15 protein-coding genes and 1 tRNA gene are annotated in these 20,820 nt (G+C 61.2%); 5 read left to right on the forward strand and 11 right to left on the reverse strand.

Annotated features, from left to right (window positions below; all coding sequences use genetic code 11):
- Positions 1-22: 22 nt before the first annotated feature.
- The 4 genes from ACTNDJ_RS01425 to argS all read right to left on the reverse strand — a co-directional run bounded on the left by ACTNDJ_RS01425 (position 23) and on the right by argS (position 7,452).
- On the reverse strand, positions 23-472 hold the full coding sequence (locus tag ACTNDJ_RS01425; RefSeq protein WP_441063070.1) for a VanZ family protein: 450 nt from the start codon (positions 470-472) through the stop codon (positions 23-25).
- Positions 473-478: 6 nt separating this feature from the next.
- Entirely contained in the window at positions 479-1,927 is a 1,449-nt protein-coding gene (locus ACTNDJ_RS01430; RefSeq protein ID WP_441063069.1) for a hypothetical protein, read from the reverse strand.
- A 312-nt stretch (positions 1,928-2,239) separates the two neighbouring features.
- Positions 2,240-4,618, reverse strand: a complete 2,379-nt coding sequence (gene rho / locus ACTNDJ_RS01435) for a transcription termination factor Rho (protein WP_441063068.1) — start codon at positions 4,616-4,618, stop codon at positions 2,240-2,242.
- A 980-nt stretch (positions 4,619-5,598) separates the two neighbouring features.
- Complete coding sequence (argS, locus tag ACTNDJ_RS01440; protein ID WP_427796045.1) at positions 5,599-7,452, reverse strand: arginine--tRNA ligase; 1,854 nt, start codon at positions 7,450-7,452, stop codon at positions 5,599-5,601.
- A gap of 342 nt (positions 7,453-7,794) precedes the next feature.
- Between argS and ACTNDJ_RS01445 the strand changes: the two genes are divergently transcribed.
- Both ACTNDJ_RS01445 and ACTNDJ_RS01450 read left to right on the forward strand, forming a co-directional pair.
- Positions 7,795-8,280, forward strand: coding sequence for a CarD family transcriptional regulator (locus tag ACTNDJ_RS01445; RefSeq protein WP_154518254.1), 486 nt, complete (start codon positions 7,795-7,797; stop codon positions 8,278-8,280).
- A 355-nt stretch (positions 8,281-8,635) separates the two neighbouring features.
- Entirely contained in the window at positions 8,636-9,394 is a 759-nt protein-coding gene (locus ACTNDJ_RS01450) for a transposase (RefSeq protein WP_441083209.1), read from the forward strand.
- A gap of 170 nt (positions 9,395-9,564) precedes the next feature.
- Here ACTNDJ_RS01450 and ACTNDJ_RS01455 read toward each other — a convergent pair whose 3' ends face one another.
- Together ACTNDJ_RS01455 and ACTNDJ_RS01460 are read right to left on the reverse strand one after the other, a co-directional pair.
- A complete protein-coding gene (locus ACTNDJ_RS01455; RefSeq protein ID WP_441083210.1) occupies positions 9,565-10,164 on the reverse strand; it encodes an HD domain-containing protein in 600 nt (199 codons plus the stop codon).
- A 171-nt stretch (positions 10,165-10,335) separates the two neighbouring features.
- Positions 10,336-11,622, reverse strand: a complete 1,287-nt coding sequence (locus tag ACTNDJ_RS01460) for a glutamate-5-semialdehyde dehydrogenase (protein ID WP_441083211.1) — start codon at positions 11,620-11,622, stop codon at positions 10,336-10,338.
- A 113-nt stretch (positions 11,623-11,735) separates the two neighbouring features.
- Between ACTNDJ_RS01460 and ACTNDJ_RS01465 the strand changes: the two genes are divergently transcribed.
- Positions 11,736-13,154, forward strand: a complete 1,419-nt coding sequence (locus tag ACTNDJ_RS01465) for an alpha/beta fold hydrolase (protein WP_441083212.1) — start codon at positions 11,736-11,738, stop codon at positions 13,152-13,154.
- A gap of 99 nt (positions 13,155-13,253) precedes the next feature.
- Here the strand turns inward: ACTNDJ_RS01465 and proB are convergent, their stop codons facing one another.
- From proB to ACTNDJ_RS01490, 5 genes are all read right to left on the reverse strand, one after another.
- Entirely contained in the window at positions 13,254-14,381 is a 1,128-nt protein-coding gene (gene proB, locus ACTNDJ_RS01470; RefSeq protein ID WP_154518242.1) for a glutamate 5-kinase, read from the reverse strand.
- 79 nt (positions 14,382-14,460) lie between these two features.
- Entirely contained in the window at positions 14,461-15,966 is a 1,506-nt protein-coding gene (locus ACTNDJ_RS01475) for a nicotinate phosphoribosyltransferase (RefSeq protein WP_441083213.1), read from the reverse strand.
- Between the two features lie 84 nt (positions 15,967-16,050).
- Entirely contained in the window at positions 16,051-16,509 is a 459-nt protein-coding gene (locus ACTNDJ_RS01480) for a hypothetical protein (RefSeq protein WP_441083214.1), read from the reverse strand.
- Positions 16,510-16,574: 65 nt separating this feature from the next.
- A tRNA-Ala gene (locus ACTNDJ_RS01485) sits at positions 16,575-16,647 on the reverse strand.
- Positions 16,648-16,879: 232 nt separating this feature from the next.
- A complete protein-coding gene (locus tag ACTNDJ_RS01490; RefSeq protein WP_441083215.1) occupies positions 16,880-17,818 on the reverse strand; it encodes a radical SAM protein in 939 nt (312 codons plus the stop codon).
- A gap of 534 nt (positions 17,819-18,352) precedes the next feature.
- On the opposite strand from ACTNDJ_RS01490, the gene ACTNDJ_RS01495 reads away from it, so the two are divergent.
- A complete protein-coding gene (locus ACTNDJ_RS01495; RefSeq protein ID WP_441014800.1) occupies positions 18,353-19,552 on the forward strand; it encodes an MraY family glycosyltransferase in 1,200 nt (399 codons plus the stop codon).
- 159 nt (positions 19,553-19,711) lie between these two features.
- Positions 19,712-20,761 (forward strand): tryptophan--tRNA ligase, encoded by a 1,050-nt coding sequence (gene trpS / locus ACTNDJ_RS01500; RefSeq protein ID WP_427794591.1) that lies wholly within the window; start codon positions 19,712-19,714, stop codon positions 20,759-20,761.
- Positions 20,762-20,820: the final 59 nt, after the last annotated feature.

A 20,820-nucleotide genomic window follows, 5' to 3' on the forward strand; every position in this document is an offset into this window, starting at 1 on the left:
GCCTAGGACCAAGCAAAACGTCCTAGGCGGCCTTTCTGGTGCATACAAGCGATCGGAGGAGATATCGGAGCACGACGCCGGTAGCTGCTCCGCAGCAGTCAATCATCACGTCGGTGATCATACCGGCGCGCCCCGGCACAAATAACTGAATCGTCTCGTCGATTGAGGGGACCAGCAACAGAAAAACCGCCGTGGGAAGCAGTCTGTCAAAAGTGCGTCGACCCTCGATATCAAAGGCATGTGTCACCAAAACACCGAGCACCATATACTCGGTAAAGTGTGCGCACTTGCGGACGACAAAGTTGGTTACCCATTCATACGGCAGGCTCAAGCTATGCAAAAACCCGCGGACGTCCTCCATGATCGCCAAGCTCAGTGAGCCGGACCCCGTGCCGGGAACCAGTGAATTGCCCCAGATCAGCAACACCATGACGCAGGCCGCAACCGCCCACTTACGATCGATCTTAATCATGCAGAACTAGGCCTCGGCACGAAGCGGCGTAAAACTGGCGGTACCGCCCTCGATAACACTCAAATAGGCACGGCCCGTACGCTTGGCGGTAGAGGACTGCAGGCGCTCGATCTCTTCCTCAAGGATCTGATTGACACGCTCATGGCGACGGTTTTCCATAACGCCGGCGGCGATAGCCTCGGCGCGCTCGATACTCTCGCGCGAGATACGCGCGGTATCCTCGGGAAACACGGAGCTGTGGCGGCCGACATAGACGGGAGCAACCGAGACAGGTGAGGCTGCAGGCGTGGGCATCGGCGCGGGGGCGGGCTCGGCAACCTCGGCCATGATCGCCATGGCGGCGGCCCACATGTCCTCGTGGCCCGAATAATCGGCCATGGGGATATCTTCCTCGAGGGAGGCATCGGGGAGACTGTCGGTATCCACGCGATTCTGGGCATCGATAGAGGCAGTGATGGCGGCGGGCTCGTCCAAATCGGTGAGATCCACACCCTTGGCATCGGAAATGATGGGCATGCTGGCGAGCTTGGCGTTGTACGGCACCGCCTCCGCGGCCTGCATTTGGGCCGAAGCGCCCCAAAGCGAGCTTTCGGCAGCACGACGAGCGGCGATGGTCTCCTCGTCGACAACCAGGGGCTCATCGGCAAAGGGGCCGGCGACAGGAGCCGGCTGAGCCGCGCCCTGCTGGCCGGTCGAAGCGGCCGCCGCGGCAGAGTCGTACGCAGCCGAAGAAGCACCGTTACAGGCGGCATTGTTGGCAGCGTTGGCCACAAGCGCCACGAAAGCTGCAGTGCTGCCCGCAGGGGCGGCATGAGAGCCCGAGACGGCACGTGCGGCAGCAGCGATGTCGTCGCGGTTATAGGAGCCAGTCTTTTCACCGTTTGTGAGCTCGTCGATTGCGACCTGGTAGACATCGCGCGAGCGAGCGGGATCGCAGCTAACCGGCGAATCGTCGTCGAGCATGCTATCGATCATAGCCCAGGCATCGGCCTCGTCCATGGCGTTGGCGGCACGGGCGATGGTCGGAACGCCATCATCGGCATGACGGCGCTGAAACGCGCCGGTCAGACCGGAGATAAGCGAAGAGGATTGACCCTGCTCGTCCAAAGTGACAGGAGCAGCAGCCCGGGGAGCAGCCTCCTCCTGCTGAACGGGAATAGAGGCGGTCTTGAACTCGTTGTAGGTCCGACTAAACTGAGCGGCGCCGCCCACGGCATCGGGCTCAAACAGGCGGCCATCGTGCTCCGCACGATACTCAGAGATACCCAGCGAGGCGGCATAGATACCCACGCCGGCCACTGCGCCCACGGCAAAGGGAACAGCACCCGCGACGACCGTCTCGTTGATTGACGAAAACGGCAGTGTAGCGGCATACACGACCACGGGTGCGGCAAGGCCGATCCCGCAGGAAAGTCCGGCAAGGACTGCTCGTTGTGTTGCATCAGAAGAAGCCATGAGCTCTCCCCATCTTCCAGCACCCAAATCGCATCATTCAGTTGGCTGCGCGAGAGAAGATGAAGCGGGGCTATGCCCCAAAGCAACGGTATAAGGTTCGTTTCATCTGCGTTTTCCGTCGCGAAGCTTAACTGCTATTATGCGAAACCCCCTTGGGGATTGCAAGCGACGAAGCGGAATTGAAACGGGAAAATCGCTGCTTGCCGGTCGTGAGGTCAATAATCGTTGGCGAGCGGCTATACGAAAAGGGCCAGGATCTAAACCCCGGCCCTTCTGGCATGTCTATGGTTGCTGTCGCGTGCAGCGGACGGACTAGAACATCTGCTCGTAATCGCTGTGCTTTTTGGCCGAACGCACCAAAAATTCCTGGTTGGTATTAGTGCCCTTAAGGCCCTTGATAAACGACGCTGCCGCGCGCTCGGTGTTGTTCATGCCGGCGAGGATGCGACGCAGGCCAAAGACAAACGGGCGCATTTGCTCGTCGACCAGCAGGTCTTCGTTGCGCGTGCCCGAGGCAACGGGGTCGATGGCCGGGAAGATGCGGCGGTCGGCCAGATCGCGATCGAGCTTGAGCTCCATGTTGCCGGTGCCCTTGAACTCCTCAAAGATGACCTCGTCCATCTTGGAGCCGGTATCGATAAGGGCGGAAGCAAGGATGGTGAGTGAGCCGCCGTTTTCGATATTGCGGGCAGCACCCAGGAAGCGTTTAGGCGGATACAGGGCCGCCGAATCGACGCCGCCCGAAAGGATGCGGCCCGAGGCGGGCGCCGCCAGGTTGTACGCACGGGCAAGACGCGTGATGGAGTCGAGCACCACCACGACGTCGCCGCCCAGCTCCACGATGCGCTTGGCGCGCTCGATGACGAGCTCGGCCACGCGGGTATGGTTGTCGGCGGGCATATCGAAGGTGGAGGCCACGACCTCACCCTCAATGGAGCGCTGCATATCGGTGACCTCTTCGGGGCGCTCGTCGACGAGCAGGCAGATGAGGTGCACTTCGGGATTGTTGATCGAGATAGACTGGCAGATCTTCTTGAGAATCGTGGTCTTACCGGCCTTGGGCGGCGACACGATCAGGCCACGCTGGCCCTTGCCGATCGGCGACACGATATCGATGGCGCGACCGGTAATGGAATCCTTGCCATGCTCCATGCGCAGCGGCTCATTGGGGTAGACCGGCGTGAGATCGCCGAACTTGGGGCGGTTACGGGCCTGCTCAGGATCAAGACCGTTGACGGTCGTAATTTTGGCGAGACCGGCACGCTTGTCGCCGCCGCGCGAGGGGCGAAGCGAACCCTCGATCACGTCGCCCGTGCGCAGACGCGCGGAGCGGATGAGGTAGGCGGGCACGAAGGCGTCGTCATTGGACTTCATGTAGCCGTGGGCATGGATGATGCCGGAGCTGTCCGGGCGAATCTGCAGGATGCCCTTAATATCGCGGAAGCCCTCGGCCTTCGCGGCTGTGGTGTAGATCTCTTCGACGAGCTCGGCCTTCTTCTTGCCGGTCGTCTCGATCTCGAACTCCTTGGCCTTCTCGCGCAGCTCGGCGACCTTCATGGCCGCGAGCTCCTCGCGCGAAAGCGTGGGCTCGGTCGGAGCTGCGTTACGCTCCTTGTTGCGCTGTTTGCGGTCGCGCTGACGGCTGCGGCGGTCGTTGTTGCGATCATCCTTGCGCTCGCTGCGCTCATCGTTACGCTTGTGCTGACGGCGGTTGGGGCGGGAACCCTCTTCGGCCTCAGCGCTCTCGACGGCAGGCGTCGTGGGCGCATCGGCGGTCACCGGGGTCTCGCCGTCCGACTTAGCGTCGGACTCGGGCTGTTGCTCAGCATCCCCCTGCTGTTCGGCAGACTTGGTCTTGGAAGATTTCTTGCGCGTGCGCTTGGGCTTCTCGCCTGCCGACCGATCGGCGCCCTCCGTCTCGGGAGTCGTGTCGACACTCGCCTCGGTAGACTCAGCTACCGAAGATTCGGCGCCGGACTTCGCCTCTGCCTTAGCTGGGCGTTTGGCTACGGTGTGACGGCTGCGCCCGGGACGAACGTCGGCAGACTCGGCAGCGGCAGAAACAGCGACCTCAGGAACATCAGCGCCCTCGGCCGAAACCACGGCAGCCGCTGTAGGCTCGACGAACGCCGGGGCATCTTGGACAGAAGCCGCGGCAGCGGCCGCCTTCTCCGCCTCGACAAATGCCTTGGGCTTGCGGCCGCGGCGATGCGGGCGCAAAGCAGGATCGACGACAAATGCACCGCCGGCCTCGGCAGGCACGACAGACTCAGCAGAGGAAGCGTCCTCCTCCGCCGCAGAGCGAACCGGGGTCTCGGCGGCATCGGACGAAGCCTGCTCGGCAGCCTGCTGGACCTTGGCCGCCGTGCGACGGCGCGTGCGCGGAGCCGGCTTTTCTGCTACCTGCTCGGGAGCCGGAGCCGAAGGCGCCTCGGGGGCGGACGAAGCCGCGAGTTCGGTCAGAGCCGCAGCATCGCGCTCGGCGGCACGACGGCGAGCACGAACAACCTGGGCTTCGCTGATCTGCGCAAGCGCGCGGGCCTGCGCAACCTCATCTGAAAGCGGCGCCGAAACCTCGGCGGAAACCGGACGCTTGGCACGCGTCGTGCGCGTGGTGCGGCGTTTGGGCTTTGCAGCCTCATCGTCATCCGCAGCGGGCTTGGCCACACGACGCGTGCGCTTGGGCTTCACGGGCGCAGCCTCCTCCCCGGTAGCAGGTGCGACGGGAACAGGGTTCTCACTCGAAGCCGAGGCAGCGTTCTGGTGTGTCTCGGGGACCGACGCCTGCGACGGTGCGGGTTTCGCGATCTGGTCCAACGCAACCGGTGCAGTGGGAGTGGTTTGTGCCGTGCTTATTTCATTTTCTTGCTGTTGATCAGACACAGTGTTTGCTCAACTTTCTTTTAAAGCCCTGTGATCACATGCTCCCTGCATAAACCTTCAGGGCGGCTAAACAGTCTAGCTCCGTTCAAAACACAACGGACATCATTGATCTGTATCGAGATGATTACGTCAAATACGCAGCGTTAGTGTAACACAACCGCCACCACCTGCAACTTAGTCATTGGACGTTCTTATACAACTGGTCAAAAGGGACACTCTCCCTCAAAAGCGCTTCCTCTGTCGCACCAGAGGAGTGAAGCCGTGGCATCCGGAACAGCCACGCCACGAAACGCGCCTATCTACTACGTTTGACCCGCGACCCCTGACCATCCCCTCGATCTTCCTAAAATCGCAAGCCCGCTACCTGCGGTTTTAATATCGTACTTTTCGGCATGGTTCGGGGTATGCGACTAAACGTAGTAGATAAGCCCGTTTCGTGGCGGACGGTTTCGCACTGCTCTCCCACCGGACAAAAATGATCCGTTTTCCTCCGTCCCCAAGGGGTCGTTTTCAAAACGATCGCGGATTACGGTGCAAGAACGGCGTAAGCCAACCATACCCTGCATTTTTAATATTCGGCAAGCCGTCTACCTGCGATTTTATTTTCGCTGCTGTTGCTATGGTCGCCAGGCAGCGATTCAGCCCCGTAAACCGGTATAGTTGCGTTTTTGTAGCATTTTCCAACACGCCAAAAAGCCCCGCCAAACGCAAAAAGCCCGACCTCCGCATGGAGATCGGGCTTATAGGGCTCAGCAAAGCCAAACCTACACGGTCAAACGACCCGTAGATTACATCTGCTCGGGTGCAGAAACGCCAACCAGAGTGAGCACCAGGGCGAGCGTCACGCGGACGGCGTCGCAAGCGGCCAGACGGGCGCGCGAAAGCTCGGGATCGACGGGACGGCCCTCGCTCGGAAGCACCTGGCAGGCAGCATAGAAGCTGTGGAAGTCGCCGGCGAGCTCCTCGGCAAAGTGCGTCAGACGGAACGGGGCGCGGTCGCGAGCGCAGCTGGCGATGAGGTCGGTGAGCTCGTTGAGCTTACGCGACAGGGCAAGCTCGGTGGGGTCGGTCAGCAGCGAGTAATCGACGTTCTCGCCGATGGCCTTGGCGGCGACGGCCTTCATGCCCATCTCGTCAGCCTGCTCGGGCGTAACGTCAGCGGCACGGCGCAGAATGGAGCACACACGAGCGTGAGCGTACTGCACGTAGTAGACCGGGTTGGAGTTATCACGCTTCTTAACGGCCTCGATATCGAAGTCGACCATCTGGTTGGAGCTCTTGGAGATGAGCGTGTAACGGGCGGCGTCGGAACCGACCTCGTCGACAAGCTCCTGCAGGGTCACCATGGTGCCCTTGCGCTTGGACATACGGACGGGCTTGCCGTTGCGCAGCAGGTTGACGAGCTGGCCCAGCAGAACCTCGAACTTGCCGGGATAGCCAAGAGCGTCGCAGACACAGCGGACGCGGTCGATGTAGCCATGGTGGTCGGCGCCCCAGATGTCGATGACGTGGTCGACGCGCTGGAACTTATCCCAGTGATAGGCGACGTCGGAGGCGAAGTAGGTGTACTCGCCGTCGGACTTGATCAGGACGCGGTCCTTGTCGTCGCCCAGGTCGGTGGAGCGGAACCACAGAGCGCCGTCCTTGGTGTAGAGGTAGCCCATCTTGTCGAGCTTCTCAAAAGCGCGGTCGACGGCGGAGGTGCCGGCGGTCTCGCCCTCGGTGTCCTTCACATACAGTGAGCGCTCGGAGAACCAACGATCGAAGTCGCAGTTGACGGCGTGGCAAAGGTCGCGCATGTTGTCGACCATCTTTACGTAGCCGCGCTCGCGGAAGCTCTCCATGCGCTCCTGCGGATCGGCGTCGACCCACTTGTCACCGTCGGTGCGCCAGAACTCGGCGGCCTCGTCGATGATGTAGTCGCCGCCGTAGGAATCCTTGCCCAGAGTCTCGGCAAAGTTGTCCTGATACGGATGGGTCTCGGGATGCTCGTCGTTCTCGTCGGCAACAAAGGCATCGCGGTCGGCAATCAGCAGCTTGTGAGCCTCGTCGATATCCACGCCCTGCTTGGCGATGATGTCGGCAAGCTGCATATAGCGCGTGCTGATGGAGTTGCCGAAGGTGTTCATCTGAGAGCCGTGGTCGTTGATATAGAACTCACGCTGGATATCGTAACCGGCATGGTCCATAACGCGGCAGAGGGAGTCGCCCAGAGCGGCCCAACGGCCATGGCCAATATGCATGGGGCCGACGGGGTTGGCGGAGACAAACTCGACCTGGGTCTTCAGGCCGCCGCCGACGTTGGACTTAGCGAAGTCCATGCCCTTCTCGCGAGCCTCGCCGAAGATGGCGTTCTTGACGGCGACGGAGAGGTAGAAGTTGATGAAGCCAGGGCCGGCGATCTCGACCTTCTCGATCGCGGGATCCTCGGGCATATGGGCAACGACGGCCTCGGCGATCTTGCGCGGGGCGCAGTGAGCCAGCTTGGCGGACTTCAGGGCCATGGTGGAGGTCCACTCGCCATGAGAAGTGTCAGCCGGTCGCTCGATAGCGCAATCGTCAAGTTCAAATGCGGAAAGGTCGCCGGCCTCCTGGGCCGCAGCAAGCGCAGCGCGTACCAGCTCTTCAATCTTCTCGGGCATAGATCCTCCTTGTGTTAAAGCCCCCGAGCTCTTGGTCACTCGTAGGGCAAAAGCCAGAGTTTGCAGCACTCTATCACAAGCGGTAACTACTGTCGCAGGGTAAAGTCAATCGATATTGCATATGCACATAATTGACCACAGTTGTCGCAAGGCCATTCAAAGATGGCGGTCTGCCTGCTGGTTGTGCACCCGCCGAAAATGCATAAACATCTGCATGGGCAGCTCAGAATATCGAATACTCTTACCTATCGGATTTGTGTGCTTTTCCTGCATAAAGTAAGGGTTTGCGCACGTCAGCGTGGTATTCTAGACATACGTAAATTCGTATAAGTTGGAGGTAGCATGTTCTCAATCGGTCAACACGTCATTCATCCGGGTCAGGGAGTCTGCACCGTCGTCGGTTTTAGGGAAGACACACCGCAGCCCATGCTGTTGCTCGAGACCAAGCAGGGACATGCGCAGACGATCCTCATGTACCCCGTGGCGCAGGCCGACCGTCTGCATGCCGCCATCTCCCAGCAAGATGCCGAGCATCTACTGAGCCATTACGACGAGCTGGAATGCGACACCTTTACCGAGCGCAACAGCTCGCTCGAGGAGACGCACTTTAAGCAGCAGCTCAAGCTGGGTGCGCCCGAGACGGTCCGCGTGGCAAAAACAATGATGCACCGTATTCGCCAGGCCGAGGAAGCAGATAAAAAACCCAGCTCTTACTACATGCGCGTACTCAAGGAAGCCAAGCGCCGCTCCATCGAGGAGATTGCCGTGGCCCTGGGCGTCACCGAGGAAGACGCCGAAGCCCGCCTAGCCCAAGCCGCTCTCAACTAACCTGCCAAAAAGGGACAGGTTTATTTTGGCAGGTTTTATCTGGCCAAACGTCAACAAACAATTGGTAAATGGTCGGGTGCTCCGTTTTGTTTGTAAGCCCCGGCCATTTTTCTATCGCCGCGAAAATGCGTGAAGCCCATTTGTGATGACATCACGCGAGGGCCGTCCAGATCGACGCAACCAACGCCCGCATCCACAGCAAGCGCGCCCGTCTTGCTCAATTACCATTAAAAAGCATCAATTTGAAAACGCAATAACATTTCGGCAGGTAGCAGCTATAGTCGGTAAACTGAATCTCGACAACCGAAGCCTCCGAATGAGGTATCTTCAGCCCATCCAAGCTAAAGGAGGGGCCATGCCGAGAAAACCTCGTTCAAAGTCACCAACCGGTTATTTCCACGTCACGTTGCGTGGAAACGGAGGGCAATTGCTGTTTGACGATGCCGAGGACCGAATCGCCATGCTTCAGATCCTCGATGCAATCCTCCCCAAACACAATATCGAGCTTATCGCTTGGTGCCTTATGGGAAACCATATTCATCTGCTCATCGACGACCCGGACGACCGCAAAAGCGACGCGATGCACGCGGTAGCCGTATCGTATGCGGGCAGGTACAATGCGCGGACGGGGCATGTCGGCCACGTGTTTCAGGAGCGGTTTTGGGATTCGCCCATTAAGTCGGAAGCATATTTACTTGAGGCAATTCGATACATTCATCTGAATCCACAAAAAGCAGGACTGGCGGCATACGACGAATATCCCTGGAGCAGCCATCGCGAGTATCTAATGAGTGCCAGGTCACGGCCGCATGTCACCGGCAGCGTTGTCGGCGTTTTATTCCCAACACCTCGCTCATACCTTCAACTCATGGAAAGTGCGCCGTCGCTTCCCTATCGCCCCAGCGCAACAGCCAAGGTTCGCGAGGAAGATCTATGCGAATTTGGCACGGCAATCGTGCAGAGTGTCGCAGGATGTGCTCCGACGGAACTCAAATCTGTCTCCAAGCCACTTCGCAATGAGGCGATTCTCGCGCTTCGAAAACAAGGGCTAACCGTTAAGCAGGTTCAGCTGCTGACAGGACTCGGAACATGGATTATCAAGAACGCGTCCTAGCGTCGCGTTTGCCGAGTTACGGGTACGGCGAAGCGCAGCTGCCTGCCGCGAGGCGCCGCCATTCGCAAGCGCCACCATGTTAAACAGAAAACGCTTCCGCTGAATAACGTCCAGCGGAAGCGTCTTCCCAGATAAAACCTGCCAAAATAAACCTGTCCCTTTTTGGCAGGTTAGGCCTGGAAGGTGTCGCGGTCGGGCGCGAAGGACTGCATGGCCGCGATGGTGCGGTCGAAAAGCTCGGGGAGCTCCCAGCCCAGCATCTCGGCGCCCTGCGTAATCACGTCGCGCGAGCAGCCGGCGGCAAAGCGCTTGTCCTTGAACTTCTTCTTGAGCGACTTGGTCGTAAAGTCCATGACGCTCTTGCTCGGACGCATGATCACGGCAGCCCCAATCAGGCCGGTAAGTTCGTCGCAGGCAAACAGGATCTTTTCCATCTGCAGCTCGGGCTTGGGCAGCGAGGTGTTGAAGTCCGAGGTATGCGTCTGGATGGCGCGGATGAGCTCGGGCGATGCGCCCTCGCCCTTGAGGATCTCGGCCGCATAGATGGTGTGGTTCACGGGGTCGTCCTCATGCTCCTCCCAATCTAGGTCGTGCAGCAGGCCGACGATGCCCCAAAACTCCTCGTTCTCGGGGTCAAACTCGCGCGCAAAGTAGCGCATGGTGCCCTCGACCGTTTCGCCGTGGGTGATGTGGAACGGATCTTTGTTGTGCTCGTTGAGCAATTCGAACGCACGGTCGCGGGTGATTCCGGCGGAAAGCGTCTGGGACATGGCAATACCTCCAGGTGAGTCGGTGCTAAGACACGATGTCACTATCGTATATCGCCGCGGCTCAAGCTGAAAGGCAGAAAAGGCATACGGAGAAAAAAGCCGGGCGAACGCGTCGCCCGGCAAAACCGCAGATAAAACCTGCCAAAATAAACCTGTCCCTTTTTGGTAGGTTTAGGGGCGGACCTGGCCGGTGCCGCGGAGCTTGTATTTGTAGGTGGTGAGGGCCTCGGCGGCAAAGGGGCCGCGGGCGTGGAGCTTTTGGGTCGAGATGCCGATCTCGGCGCCCAGGCCAAACTCGCCGCCGTCGGTAAAGCGCGTGCTGGCGTTGGCATACACGGCCGAGGCATCGATCTCATCCAAAAAGCGCTCGCAGGCGTCCGCGTCCTCGGCGATGATGGCCTCGGAATGCATAGTGCCATAGCGGTTGATGTGCACGATGGCCTCGTCCTCGTTCGCCACGACCTTTACGCTCATCTCGAGCGCCAGATACTCGCGGCCCCAGTCCTCCTCGGTTGCGGCAACAAAGTCATCGCCCTCGGCAAGACCGGCGGCGGCGCATGCGGCACACGCGGCCCCGTCGCCGTGAATCAGCACGCCGTGGTCGTGCAGCACGGCCACGACCGCCGGCAAAAACGAATCTGCCACGGCGCGGTCCACAAGCAGCGACTCGGCGGCGTTGCACACACCCACGCGCTGGGTCTTAGCATTAACGATAATGTTGAGCGCTTTATCAAAGTCGGCCGACTCATGCACGTAGATGTGGCAGTTGCCCGTGCCCGTCTCGATAACCGGCACAAGCGACTCGCGCACGCAGCGCTGGATCAGGCCCGCACCGCCACGCGGAATAAGCACGTCGACGATGCCGCGAAGCTTCATGAGCTCGCCGGTGGCCTCGCGGTCGGTGGACTCGATCATCGAGATAGCCTCGCGCGGGAAACCCTTGGCCTCGAGCGCATCGGCCAGCAGTTCGGCAATCATGGCGCACGAGTGATAGGCCAGCGAACCGCCGCGCAGAATGCAGGCGTTGCCGGTGCGGATGCAGATGCCCGCGGCATCGGCCGTCACGTTGGGGCGCGCCTCATAGACCATGGCGACCAGGCCCAGCGGCACGCTCACGCGGGTGAGGTCCACACCACTTGCAAGTACGCGGTGGTCGAGCACGCGGCCGACAGGATCGGGCAGCTCAGCGAGCTTCTCCAAGCCGGCGGCCATGCCCTCGACGCGCTCGGGCGTCAGCAGCAGACGGTCGAGGAGCCCCGCCGAGGTGCCCGCATCGCGCGCAGCGGACATATCGAGCTCGTTGGCGGCGACGATGGAATCGACGCCATCGCGCAGCGCCGCGGCCATGGCGCGCACGGCCTCCTGGCGCTGCTCGTCGCTCGCCGTGGCAAGCGAGGCCGACGCTGCCTTGGCGGCAACGGCAAGATCGTGGACATACGTGGCTATATCGACCGACATGGACGGCCCTTTCTCTTAGTAGTTTGCCAACCATGGTAGCCGATTTGTGCATGCCCTCGCGCATGGCGGTAGAATTGGTCAACCCGAAACACCGCAACGAACGGAAGTACCGCATGGCCCTCATCACTTCGTACCACGTCCCCGGCCTCTATGTCGAGGACCACAGCATCGACGTCCCCTTGGATTGGCGCGGCCTGGAGCCGATGCTTTTGGCCTTCGGCAGCACCATGCGCCGCGGCGCCATGCCGGCGCCCATCGCCGGCGCACCCGAGAGCATCAAGCTTTTCTACCGCGTGGTTTGCGCTCCCGACCGTATCAACGAAGACCTGCCACTCCTCCTCTTTTTGCAGGGCGGCCCCGGCGGCGAGAGCCCGCGTCCGCTGTCGCCCACAAGCGACGGCTGGATCGAGGAGGCCGTCAAGCACTTCCGCGTCGTCCTGCCCGACCAGCGCGGTACCGGGCGCAGCAGCTGTGTAGACGGGCGCACGATTGCCGCACTGGGTGAGCGCGCCGAGGCGGCAGGCTCCGATGCGGCCCGCTCGCAGGCGGATTTTCTCAAGCGCCACCTCGCCAGCTCCATCGTGCGCGACTTTGAGTACCTGCGCCTGGTGGGCTTTGGCGGCAAGCCCTGGGTCACGCTCGGCCAGAGCTACGGCGGCTTTTTGACGTTGAGCTATCTGTCGCTCTTCCCCGAGGGCGTGGCGGCGAGCTTTACCTGCGGCGGCATTCCGCACGTACCGGCGAGTGCCAGCGAGGTCTACGCGCACACCTTCCCGCGTATGGCGGCCAAGACTCAGCAGTATTACGACCGCTACCCCGCCGACGTCGAGCGCGTGGCGGCCCTGGCAGATGCCCTCGAGGAGCAAAAGCCCGCGCTGCCCGACGGCTCGCCGATGACGGTCGAGCGCCTGCAGCTCATGGGCAGCGACTTTGGCATGAAGCCGAGCTTTGAGCGCATGCACTGGATTATCGACCACGCGTTTGTTAATGGCGACGGTACGCTGAACTGCGGCTCCTCGGTATCAGACAGCTTTTTGATGCGCGCCTTCGAGCGCACCAACACGCGCACGAATCCGCTGTACTGGACGCTGCAAGAGTTCATCTACGCCGATGGCGACACGATGCCCATTGGCTGGGCAGCCGCCGAGGAAAAGGCCCATCGTGCCGAGTTCGACACCCTCGCGCGCCCACTCATGTTTACCGGCGAGGCCATGTTCCCGTGGATGTTTGAGCAGATGCCCGAGCTCAAGCCCTTCAAGCCCGCCATGGACCTGCTGATGGAAGACACCAGCTGGGACAAGATCTACGACCCGAAGCGCCTGGCCTGCAACGAGGTGCCGCTCCAAGCCGCGGTGTATTTCGACGACATGTACGTGGATTCGGGCCTGCAGCTCGACACGCTCAGCCGCGTGGGCAACTCACATGCCTGGGTGACGAACGAGTTCGAGCACGACGGCCTGCACGGCAGCATGGTGTTCAAGCACCTCTTCGACGAGGCCCTCAACCGCGGAGACCTGCGCCGGATCTTCTAGCATAGGAGTGCCCCCACCTGCCGGCACATAAGAAACGCCCCCAAGTGCCGGCACGAGAAAGACAGCGCTGCGGGAAACGATCCGCAGCGCTGTCTTTCTTTATGCAAAGACGATCAAGTTGTCTCGGTGGATCGCGGGCTTCTCGGCCAAGTCTGCCAGCAAGCGGTTGCCGGCAATCTGGTCCTGGCGGCGTCCGGCTGCAAGCTCCAGCACGTCCGAATCGGCCTCGGCGATACCGCGGGCGACAACCATGCCGCTCGGGTCGCACACGTCAAGCACATCGCCCTCGGCAAACGTGCCATCGACCTCGCGAATACCCACCGCAAGCAGGGAAGAACCGCGGCTGACCAGCGCCTTCGCGGCGCCGTCATCGACCGTCACCGAGCCATGCGCCTTGTCGCCCAGTGCAATCCACAGCTTGCGGGGCGCAATGTCCAGGCGCTCCGCCGGCGGATCGAACAACGTACCCACGCTCTCGCCGCGGGCAAGGCGCACGAGCGCATCGGGCTCCTCGCCCGAGCAAATCACGCTCTGAATGCCCGCCGTCATCAGGATGCGGCTCGCGCGGATCTTGGTAATCATGCCGCCTGTGCCAACCGATGTGGAAGAATCGCCCGCCGAGGCAATAATCTTGGCATCGATCTTATGCACGACCGGAACGAACTCGGCCGTGGGGTCCTCGTGCGGATTGGCGGTATAGAGGCCATCGATGTCCGAGAGCGTCACGCACAGGTCGGCAGAAACCAGGCAGCCCACAAGCGCCGCCAGCGTGTCGTTGTCGCCAAACTTGATCTCGTCGACGGTAACGGTGTCGTTCTCGTTAACGACCGGCACCACGCCCAGTTCCACCAGACGCAGCAGCGCGTCGCGCGCGTGCAGATAGGACGTGCGACGGGCCGTGTCGTGACGCGTGAGCAGCACGAGCGAGGTGAGCAGGTCGCGCGCATGGAACTCCTCGTCGTAGGCCGACGAGATGATGCACTGACCGGCCGAGGCGCAGGCCTGCAGGCTCGGCAGGTCACCGACCGGTTTGCGGTCAAAGCCCAGCACGGGATAGCCACAGGCAATGGCGCCCGAACTCACCACGACCAGACGCCAGCCGAGTTTGCGCAGGGCAGCAGCCTGATCGGCAAGCCCGCCGATAAAGGCGCGGTTGACCTTGCCATCGGCGCCCACCACCGTGGACGAACCGATCTTTACCACCATCGTTTTATAAGAAGTCGTCATACGTCAAACCAATCAACTGTTGAGGGTTCGGGCGAGCTGACGGCCGAGGGAACGTAATTCCACCCTACACCCAACAAAATTAGCGAGCCCAGGGGAAGGCAGAAGCCGCGGCCATGTTCTTGCGCACGAGCTCGTCACGCACCTGCGCCAGGCCCTGCTCCATGCCCACCACATAGGTCTGCGGGTACAGGAAGCGCTTGTAGACCGGATCCAGATGGTCCAGCGCCCAAGCGCAACGCTCGCGTGCGGCCTCGATGCTCTCGCGCGGGGCAACAGCGCTGCCGTCGCGCACGATCGGCGCCAGCAGCTCGCGATACTCAAGCTCGGACACGTCGGTCACCAGGGCGGCATCGTTCACGGCCACGAGGGTATTGCCGCGCGCGGCGCCCTCCCCCGCCAGATGGTCCTCGTCATAGATCATGTCGCAGACCGGGCCGCCAAAGCCGTCGTAATAGCGGCGCACGCGCTGCACGCCCGGAATCGTGCGCTTGTAGGGCTGCTCGGAGAGCTTGACCACCGGAGTCCACGGGTCCGTCTCGCTCGCACGGCGGGCGGAAAGCTTATACACGCCGCCCAGCGCCGGTTGGTCGTAGCAGGTCGCGAGCTTAGTGCCCACGCCAAAGCTATCGATGGGCGCGCCCTGGTCAAGCAGCGACTGAATCGTGTATTCATCCAGATCGTTGGAAACCGAGATCCCCACATAGGGCAAGCCCTCGGCATCAAAACGGCCGCGGACATACTTGGACAGCTTGGCGAGGTCGCCGGAATCGATGCGAATGGCCGACAGACGCTCGCCCACCGCCTCCATCTCCTTGGCAACCGTAATGGCATGCTCGCAGCCCTCGCGCACGTCGTAAGTGTCAATGAGCAGCGTGCAGTTCTTGGGGCTCGACTTGGCAAAGGCACGGAAAGCCTCGAGCTCGGAATCGAAGCTCATCACCCAGCTGTGCGCATGCGTGCCAAAGACGGGAATACCGTAGCGGCGACCGGCGAGCACATTGGACGTAGAGGAACAGCCGGCAACGTAGCTCGCGCGCGCGACGGCCAGACCGCCATCGGGACCCTGGGCGCGGCGCAGGCCAAACTCGGCCACGGGACGGCCGTCCGCCGCCAACACCACGCGCGCCGTCTTGGTGGCGACAAGCGTCTGGAAGCCGACGATGTTGAGCAGCGCCGTCTCGAGCAGCTGGCACTCAAGCGCGGGGCCGGTGACGCGCACCATGGGCTCGCGCGGAAAGACGAGCTCGCCCTCGGGGACGGCGTCGATGTTTACATGCGCACGAAAATCACGCAGGTAGTCGAGGAATTCGGGCTTGAACATCGCGCCGCCGGCCGGGGCCTGGAGCGATGCGAGGTAGTCGATGTCCTCGGGCGTAAAGCGCAGGTTCTCGACCAGCTCGGGCAGCTCGGCGGTGCCGCACATGACGGCATAGGCGCTGCCAAACGGATGGTCACGGTAAAACGCCGTAAAACAGCCCTGCTCATTGGCCTTGCCGCTCTCCCACAGGCCCTGGGCCATAGTGAGCTCGTACAGATCGGTGAGCATTGCGATGTCGGTGGGATGCGAGATGTCGGTCAAAGCCATGGGGCGACCTTTCGGATGCGTTGTGCAGAGGTTGAGGGTTGGACGAGAGCAGAGCATGCGGACATGACGCCCGATGCAAATCGGTTAGAGCAGGCCCATGCTGGTCATGATCGTGTAGCCCATAAAGACGACAAACGCGACCAAGGCGAGCGCGATGATGATCTTTTGAGCCGGGGCCATACCGGGGATCTCGCCCTCGGCCGTGGGCTCCTTGGAAGTGACCATGCGCTGGGCAAACGTCATCTCGTCACGGCTCGGCTTGGAATCGACGGGCTTGGGACGAGTGGCTTTCTTAGGCTGAGGCTTGGGTGCAGCAGGCGCAAGCTTCGCAGCAGCGGGCCTGGGCGCGGGCGCGGGCTTGCGCTCGGATGCGGCGCTCGCGGCAGCCTCCTCGGCCTTCGCATGCTCGGCGCGCAGGGCGGCCAGCTCCTCTCGCTCGCGACGAGCCTTTTCCTGCTCCTCGCGACGGGCCTTCTCGGCGCGGAGCTCTTCCAACTCGGCGCGCTCCTCGTCAGACAATGGTTGGGACTCAAGCTCGGCCATGGTGCAGCCCTTTCTTTTTAAAAAAAGCCGCCGACACAATGTCGACGGCTTATCAAATCCAAGGGTGGAGACGAAGGGAGTCGAACCCTCGGCCTCTGCCATGCGACGGCAGCGCTCTCCCAACTGAGCTACGTCCCCAGGACAAGTTGATATTTTACCTACGGCTCGCCAACTGTCAACGCCCAATAACCAGTCTTTTTGGGACGGGGCTTTTTTGACTACTTTTCGGATGGTAGCTCGACCCCCACCGGGAGCAGTCTTTTTGGGACGGGGCTATTTTAGCTACCCAGGCAGATAGCGAAAACGATTTGGACGATTAACGGCAGGGGCAGCTAAAATAGCCCCGTCCCAAAAAGACTGCTCAAAAGAGCTACTTTGCGCTGGTGAGGACGCCAGTGGTGTCGAACGCTGGGGTAAAGCTCTCGTCTACCGCGCCGCCCTCTTGCCAGAACATCGTCGTAAAGCCCAGGTCGTCGGCATGGTCGAGCACCCGCTCGTACTCCTCGCGCGTCACGGCTCGCGCCAAGTCGCCGCCCTGCTCGCGCATGAGCGCGTTGGGCGTGTACTGGTTCATGACCGAGATCGGCACATCACCCACCGTCTGCCACACCAGGTCTAGCACGCGACACGAATCGTCCGCATGCCCCGGCAACACCAGGTGACGAACGATCATGCCGCGTTTCATGAGCCCGTCCTCGTCCACCAGCTCTCCCCCACGGCGCTCAATCTCGCGCGCCATTTGCGCCAAACCCGACACGGCCACACGCGGGTAGTCCTGAATATGAGAGAGCGACTGCGCAAGCCCCGCATCGGCATATTTAAAGTCGGTAAGCCACACATCGACCAGATCGCCGAGCGCCGCCACGGCACTCGCGCGCTCATAACCGCTTGTGTTGTAGACGATTGGGATGACCAGTCCGCGCGCCCGTGCCGCGGCAATCGCAGCTGGCAGCAGGTGCGCGTAGTGCGTCGCCGTCACCAAGTTAATATTGTTCGCGCCCTGGTCCTGCAGCTCCAGCATAATCTCGACCAGGCGCTCGGGCATAATCTCAAGCCCAAAATTGCCCGTCGAGATCTCGTGGTTCTGGCAATAGACGCATTTGAGCGAGCAGCCGCTAAAGAAGATCGTGCCCGAACCGGCCTCGCCCGAGATAGGCGGCTCCTCCCACATATGAAGCGCCGCACGGGCCACCTTGAGTGTGTCGTTAGCACCGCATACGCCGCGCGCACCCTCATCGCGCGCCGCACCGCAACGCCGCGGACACAAATGGCAGGCGGGCGAAAAAAGTTCGGTCAACGACGTCGGCATAAAAACATGCTCCAAAACAACGATTCAGCAGCTCAAACGCAAAAGGACTAACCGCGCAGACGGCTCGAGCCCAAGGCGCCGTAATCGTCCGACACGATTTTTGTAATGTCAAGACTGGAATCGATAAAGTGTCGCTTTATGATGTAGGTATTCCGCCCCCCGCGGAGCAACTGGGTGAACCGTCGCGTTTATTTAGGGAGCCCACACAGTCGTACGTAGTACAGGTATCCTTCGTTGTTAAGGACGCTGGAACGGTCGATGAGGGCACCCACCTGTTTTAGGTGGGTTCATTTTCGTAACGTGGGGGGTGGTTTTCTTTTGCCGTTTTTGCCAAAAATAGCCATCGCAGATCCCGTATGACACCCAACGGCACTCGGCAGAACCCCCGCCACCATCCCAATATCTGGTAAGCGCGTGATTATCGATCGGCGCGATTCCCCGCACCCCCTTTGGTCGAGTATCATGGGTCAGCTATACCCTTTGCGGCATGGCATCCTTTGACCTTTTCCTTCGACGCTTGGCGGTTTTTGATACATGGCTTCATCCACGAGCTACATACCGTTCCTTTGCGTGGCAGCCGCGGCATATATCACGACCTTCCTCACGGTGCCCCTGGTTAAACGTCTGGCAATTAAGCTCGACGCCGTTGACTATCCTTCAAAACGCCGTATCAACACCAAGCCCATCCCGCGCTTGGGAGGTACGGCGGTCTTTTTGGGCCTGGTCGTTGCCTGCATCGTTCAGATTATGGGCACCTGGCATCTGGGCTGGCCGCCCGTCTTGGTCCCGCATCCGCGCCTGCACATTAGCTACCCCATGCTGGCGCTTTCTTTTACCGTCATTTTTGCGACCGGCGCGATCGACGACGTCTTCCAGCTTAAGCCCAAGCAAAAGCTCGCCGGCCAGGTCCTCGCCGCGCTCATCGCCTGCGTGGGTGGCCTAAAAATCGGCGTCATCGTCAACCCGGTTGCCCCCGGCGAGATTATGCTCGGCTGGCTCGCCTATCCCATCACCGTGGTCTACCTGGTGGCGTTCACCAACATTATCAACCTTATCGACGGCCTCGATGGCCTGGCCACAGGCATCTGCGGCATCGCATCGTTCACGATGTTCTCGATGGCCGTTCTCTCGGGCCGCATCGATGCCGCCGCGCTCTCCATCGCGTTGTTTGGCGCCTGCCTGGCCTTCTTGCGCTACAACTTCAACCCCGCGAGCATCTTTCTGGGCGACTCGGGGTCGCTGCTGCTGGGCTTTGCGCTGGGCTCCATTTCGCTGCTTAATGTGAGCCGCACTGCCGCGCTCACCTCGCTTATCATTCCGCTCATCGTTGCCGGTGTGCCCATCATCGACACGTTTAGCGCCATCGTGCGCCGCAAGCGCGCCCACATTAGCATTGGGCAGGCCGACAAAGGCCACATCCACCACCGCCTCATTCAAGAGGGCTATAACCAAAAGCAGGCTGTGCTGCTTATCTATGCCTGGTGTGTCCTGCTTTCGGCCGGTGCGGCCGCCATCAACCAGGTCGAAGTCCCCATGCGCGTGCTCATCTTTACCGTCCTTGGCATTGGCTCGGCAGCCTTCGCCAAGCACCTACACCTGTTTGAGCCCGTGCTACGTCACCATTACAACAAGCGCACGCACGAAGACGAGCTGATAACCCCCGACGACCCCGCCTTTAAGCAGGAGGAGCAAGCGGCCGAGGAGCGTAAGGGAGAGCGCCACCACAGGCATTAAGGTTTGCTGCAGAAGGTTGTTCTGCTTACCGTCGGCCGCTCGTGACCGCGCCACAAGCGGCACGCATGTCTCGCCTTACCACCCCCTTGCCCACTTTCGCCCGCCCCTCTCAATAAACGCGTTATCATCTTGACCCATGAACATACGTTAGGAGCAATCATGCCAAACGAGAACAGCTACGAAGTCGCGCTGCAAAAGAGCAACGCCATTCGCGAGGGCCTGGCCAAGACGCCCGAGAAGTTCACCATGCTCACCGGCGACCGCCCCACCGGCCGTCTGCACCTAGGCCACTACTTTGGCACCCTCAAGGGCCGCGTGGAGTTGCAGAATATGGGCGCCAAGACCAACGTGCTCATTGCCGACTACCAGGTCATCACCGACCGCGACACCACCGAGCACATCCAGGACAACGTGTATAACATGGTCATGGACTACCTTGCCTGCGGTATCGACCCCGACAAGACCATGATCTACACGCACTCCGCCGTGCCCGCCGCCAACCAGCTCATGCTGCCGTTCCTGTCGCTGGTCTCCGAGGCCGAGCTGGCGCGCAACCCCACCGTCAAGGCCGAGATGGAGGCCTCGGGCCACGAGCTCACCGGCCTTTTGCTCACCTATCCGGTACACCAAGCCTGCGACATCCTGTTCTGCAAGGGTAACGTTGTGCCCGTCGGTCGCGACCAGTTGCCGCACATCGAGCTCACCCGTACCATCGCCCGCCGCTTTAACAACCGCTACGGCAAGGTGTTCCCCGAGGTCGACGCGCTGCTGTCCGAGACCCCGCTGCTGCCCGGCCTGGACGGCCGCAAGATGAGCAAGAGCTACGGCAACGCCATCAATATCTCGATGACCGCCGAGGAGACGGCCAAGCGCATCAAGAAGAGCCAGACCGACTCCGAGCGCATGATTACGTTTGATCCCGAGAACCGCCCCGGCGTGTCCGGCCTGCTTTCGACCGCCGCCATCTGCACCGGCCGTTCCGAGGTCGAGATTGCCGAGGAGATTGGCATGGGCGGCTCTGGCCAACTCAAGAAGTACGTGACCGAGGCCGTCAACGGGTACTTCGCACCGATCCGCGAGCGTCGCCAGCGCTACGAGAACGACCTGGACTATGTGAAGGACGTCCTGCACGAGGGCAACCGTCGTGCCAACGAGATTGCCGAGCAGACGCTGGCAGAGGTTCAGGACGCCATGGGCATGGTGTACTAGTCGAGAGCAATAAACAACACTCAAACTAAACCGCCGCGATTGGCACAATCCTCGTTGCG

Source organism: Collinsella sp. HCP3S3_D1 (assembly GCF_052064015.1).
GTDB lineage: Bacteria > Actinomycetota > Coriobacteriia > Coriobacteriales > Coriobacteriaceae > Collinsella.

Excerpts from the sequence above, each read along its gene's own strand:
- ACTNDJ_RS01425 (WP_441063070.1), bottom strand. The coding sequence starts at position 472 with ATGATTAAGATCGATCGTAAGTGGGCGGTTGCGGCCTGCGTCATGGTG.
- ACTNDJ_RS01430 (WP_441063069.1), bottom strand. The coding sequence starts at position 1,927 with ATGGCTTCTTCTGATGCAACACAACGAGCAGTCCTTGCCGGACTTTCC.
- argS (WP_427796045.1), bottom strand. The coding sequence starts at position 7,452 with ATGCCCGAGAAGATTGAAGAGCTGGTACGCGCTGCGCTTGCTGCGGCC.
- ACTNDJ_RS01445 (WP_154518254.1), top strand. The coding sequence starts at position 7,795 with ATGTTCTCAATCGGTCAACACGTCATTCATCCGGGTCAGGGAGTCTGC.
- ACTNDJ_RS01450 (WP_441083209.1), top strand. The coding sequence starts at position 8,636 with ATGCCGAGAAAACCTCGTTCAAAGTCACCAACCGGTTATTTCCACGTC.
- ACTNDJ_RS01455 (WP_441083210.1), bottom strand. The coding sequence starts at position 10,164 with ATGTCCCAGACGCTTTCCGCCGGAATCACCCGCGACCGTGCGTTCGAA.
- ACTNDJ_RS01460 (WP_441083211.1), bottom strand. The coding sequence starts at position 11,622 with ATGTCGGTCGATATAGCCACGTATGTCCACGATCTTGCCGTTGCCGCC.
- ACTNDJ_RS01465 (WP_441083212.1), top strand. The coding sequence starts at position 11,736 with ATGGCCCTCATCACTTCGTACCACGTCCCCGGCCTCTATGTCGAGGAC.
- proB (WP_154518242.1), bottom strand. The coding sequence starts at position 14,381 with ATGACGACTTCTTATAAAACGATGGTGGTAAAGATCGGTTCGTCCACG.
- ACTNDJ_RS01475 (WP_441083213.1), bottom strand. The coding sequence starts at position 15,966 with ATGGCTTTGACCGACATCTCGCATCCCACCGACATCGCAATGCTCACC.
- ACTNDJ_RS01480 (WP_441083214.1), bottom strand. The coding sequence starts at position 16,509 with ATGGCCGAGCTTGAGTCCCAACCATTGTCTGACGAGGAGCGCGCCGAG.
- ACTNDJ_RS01490 (WP_441083215.1), bottom strand. The coding sequence starts at position 17,818 with ATGCCGACGTCGTTGACCGAACTTTTTTCGCCCGCCTGCCATTTGTGT.
- ACTNDJ_RS01495 (WP_441014800.1), top strand. The coding sequence starts at position 18,353 with ATGGCTTCATCCACGAGCTACATACCGTTCCTTTGCGTGGCAGCCGCG.
- trpS (WP_427794591.1), top strand. The coding sequence starts at position 19,712 with ATGCCAAACGAGAACAGCTACGAAGTCGCGCTGCAAAAGAGCAACGCC.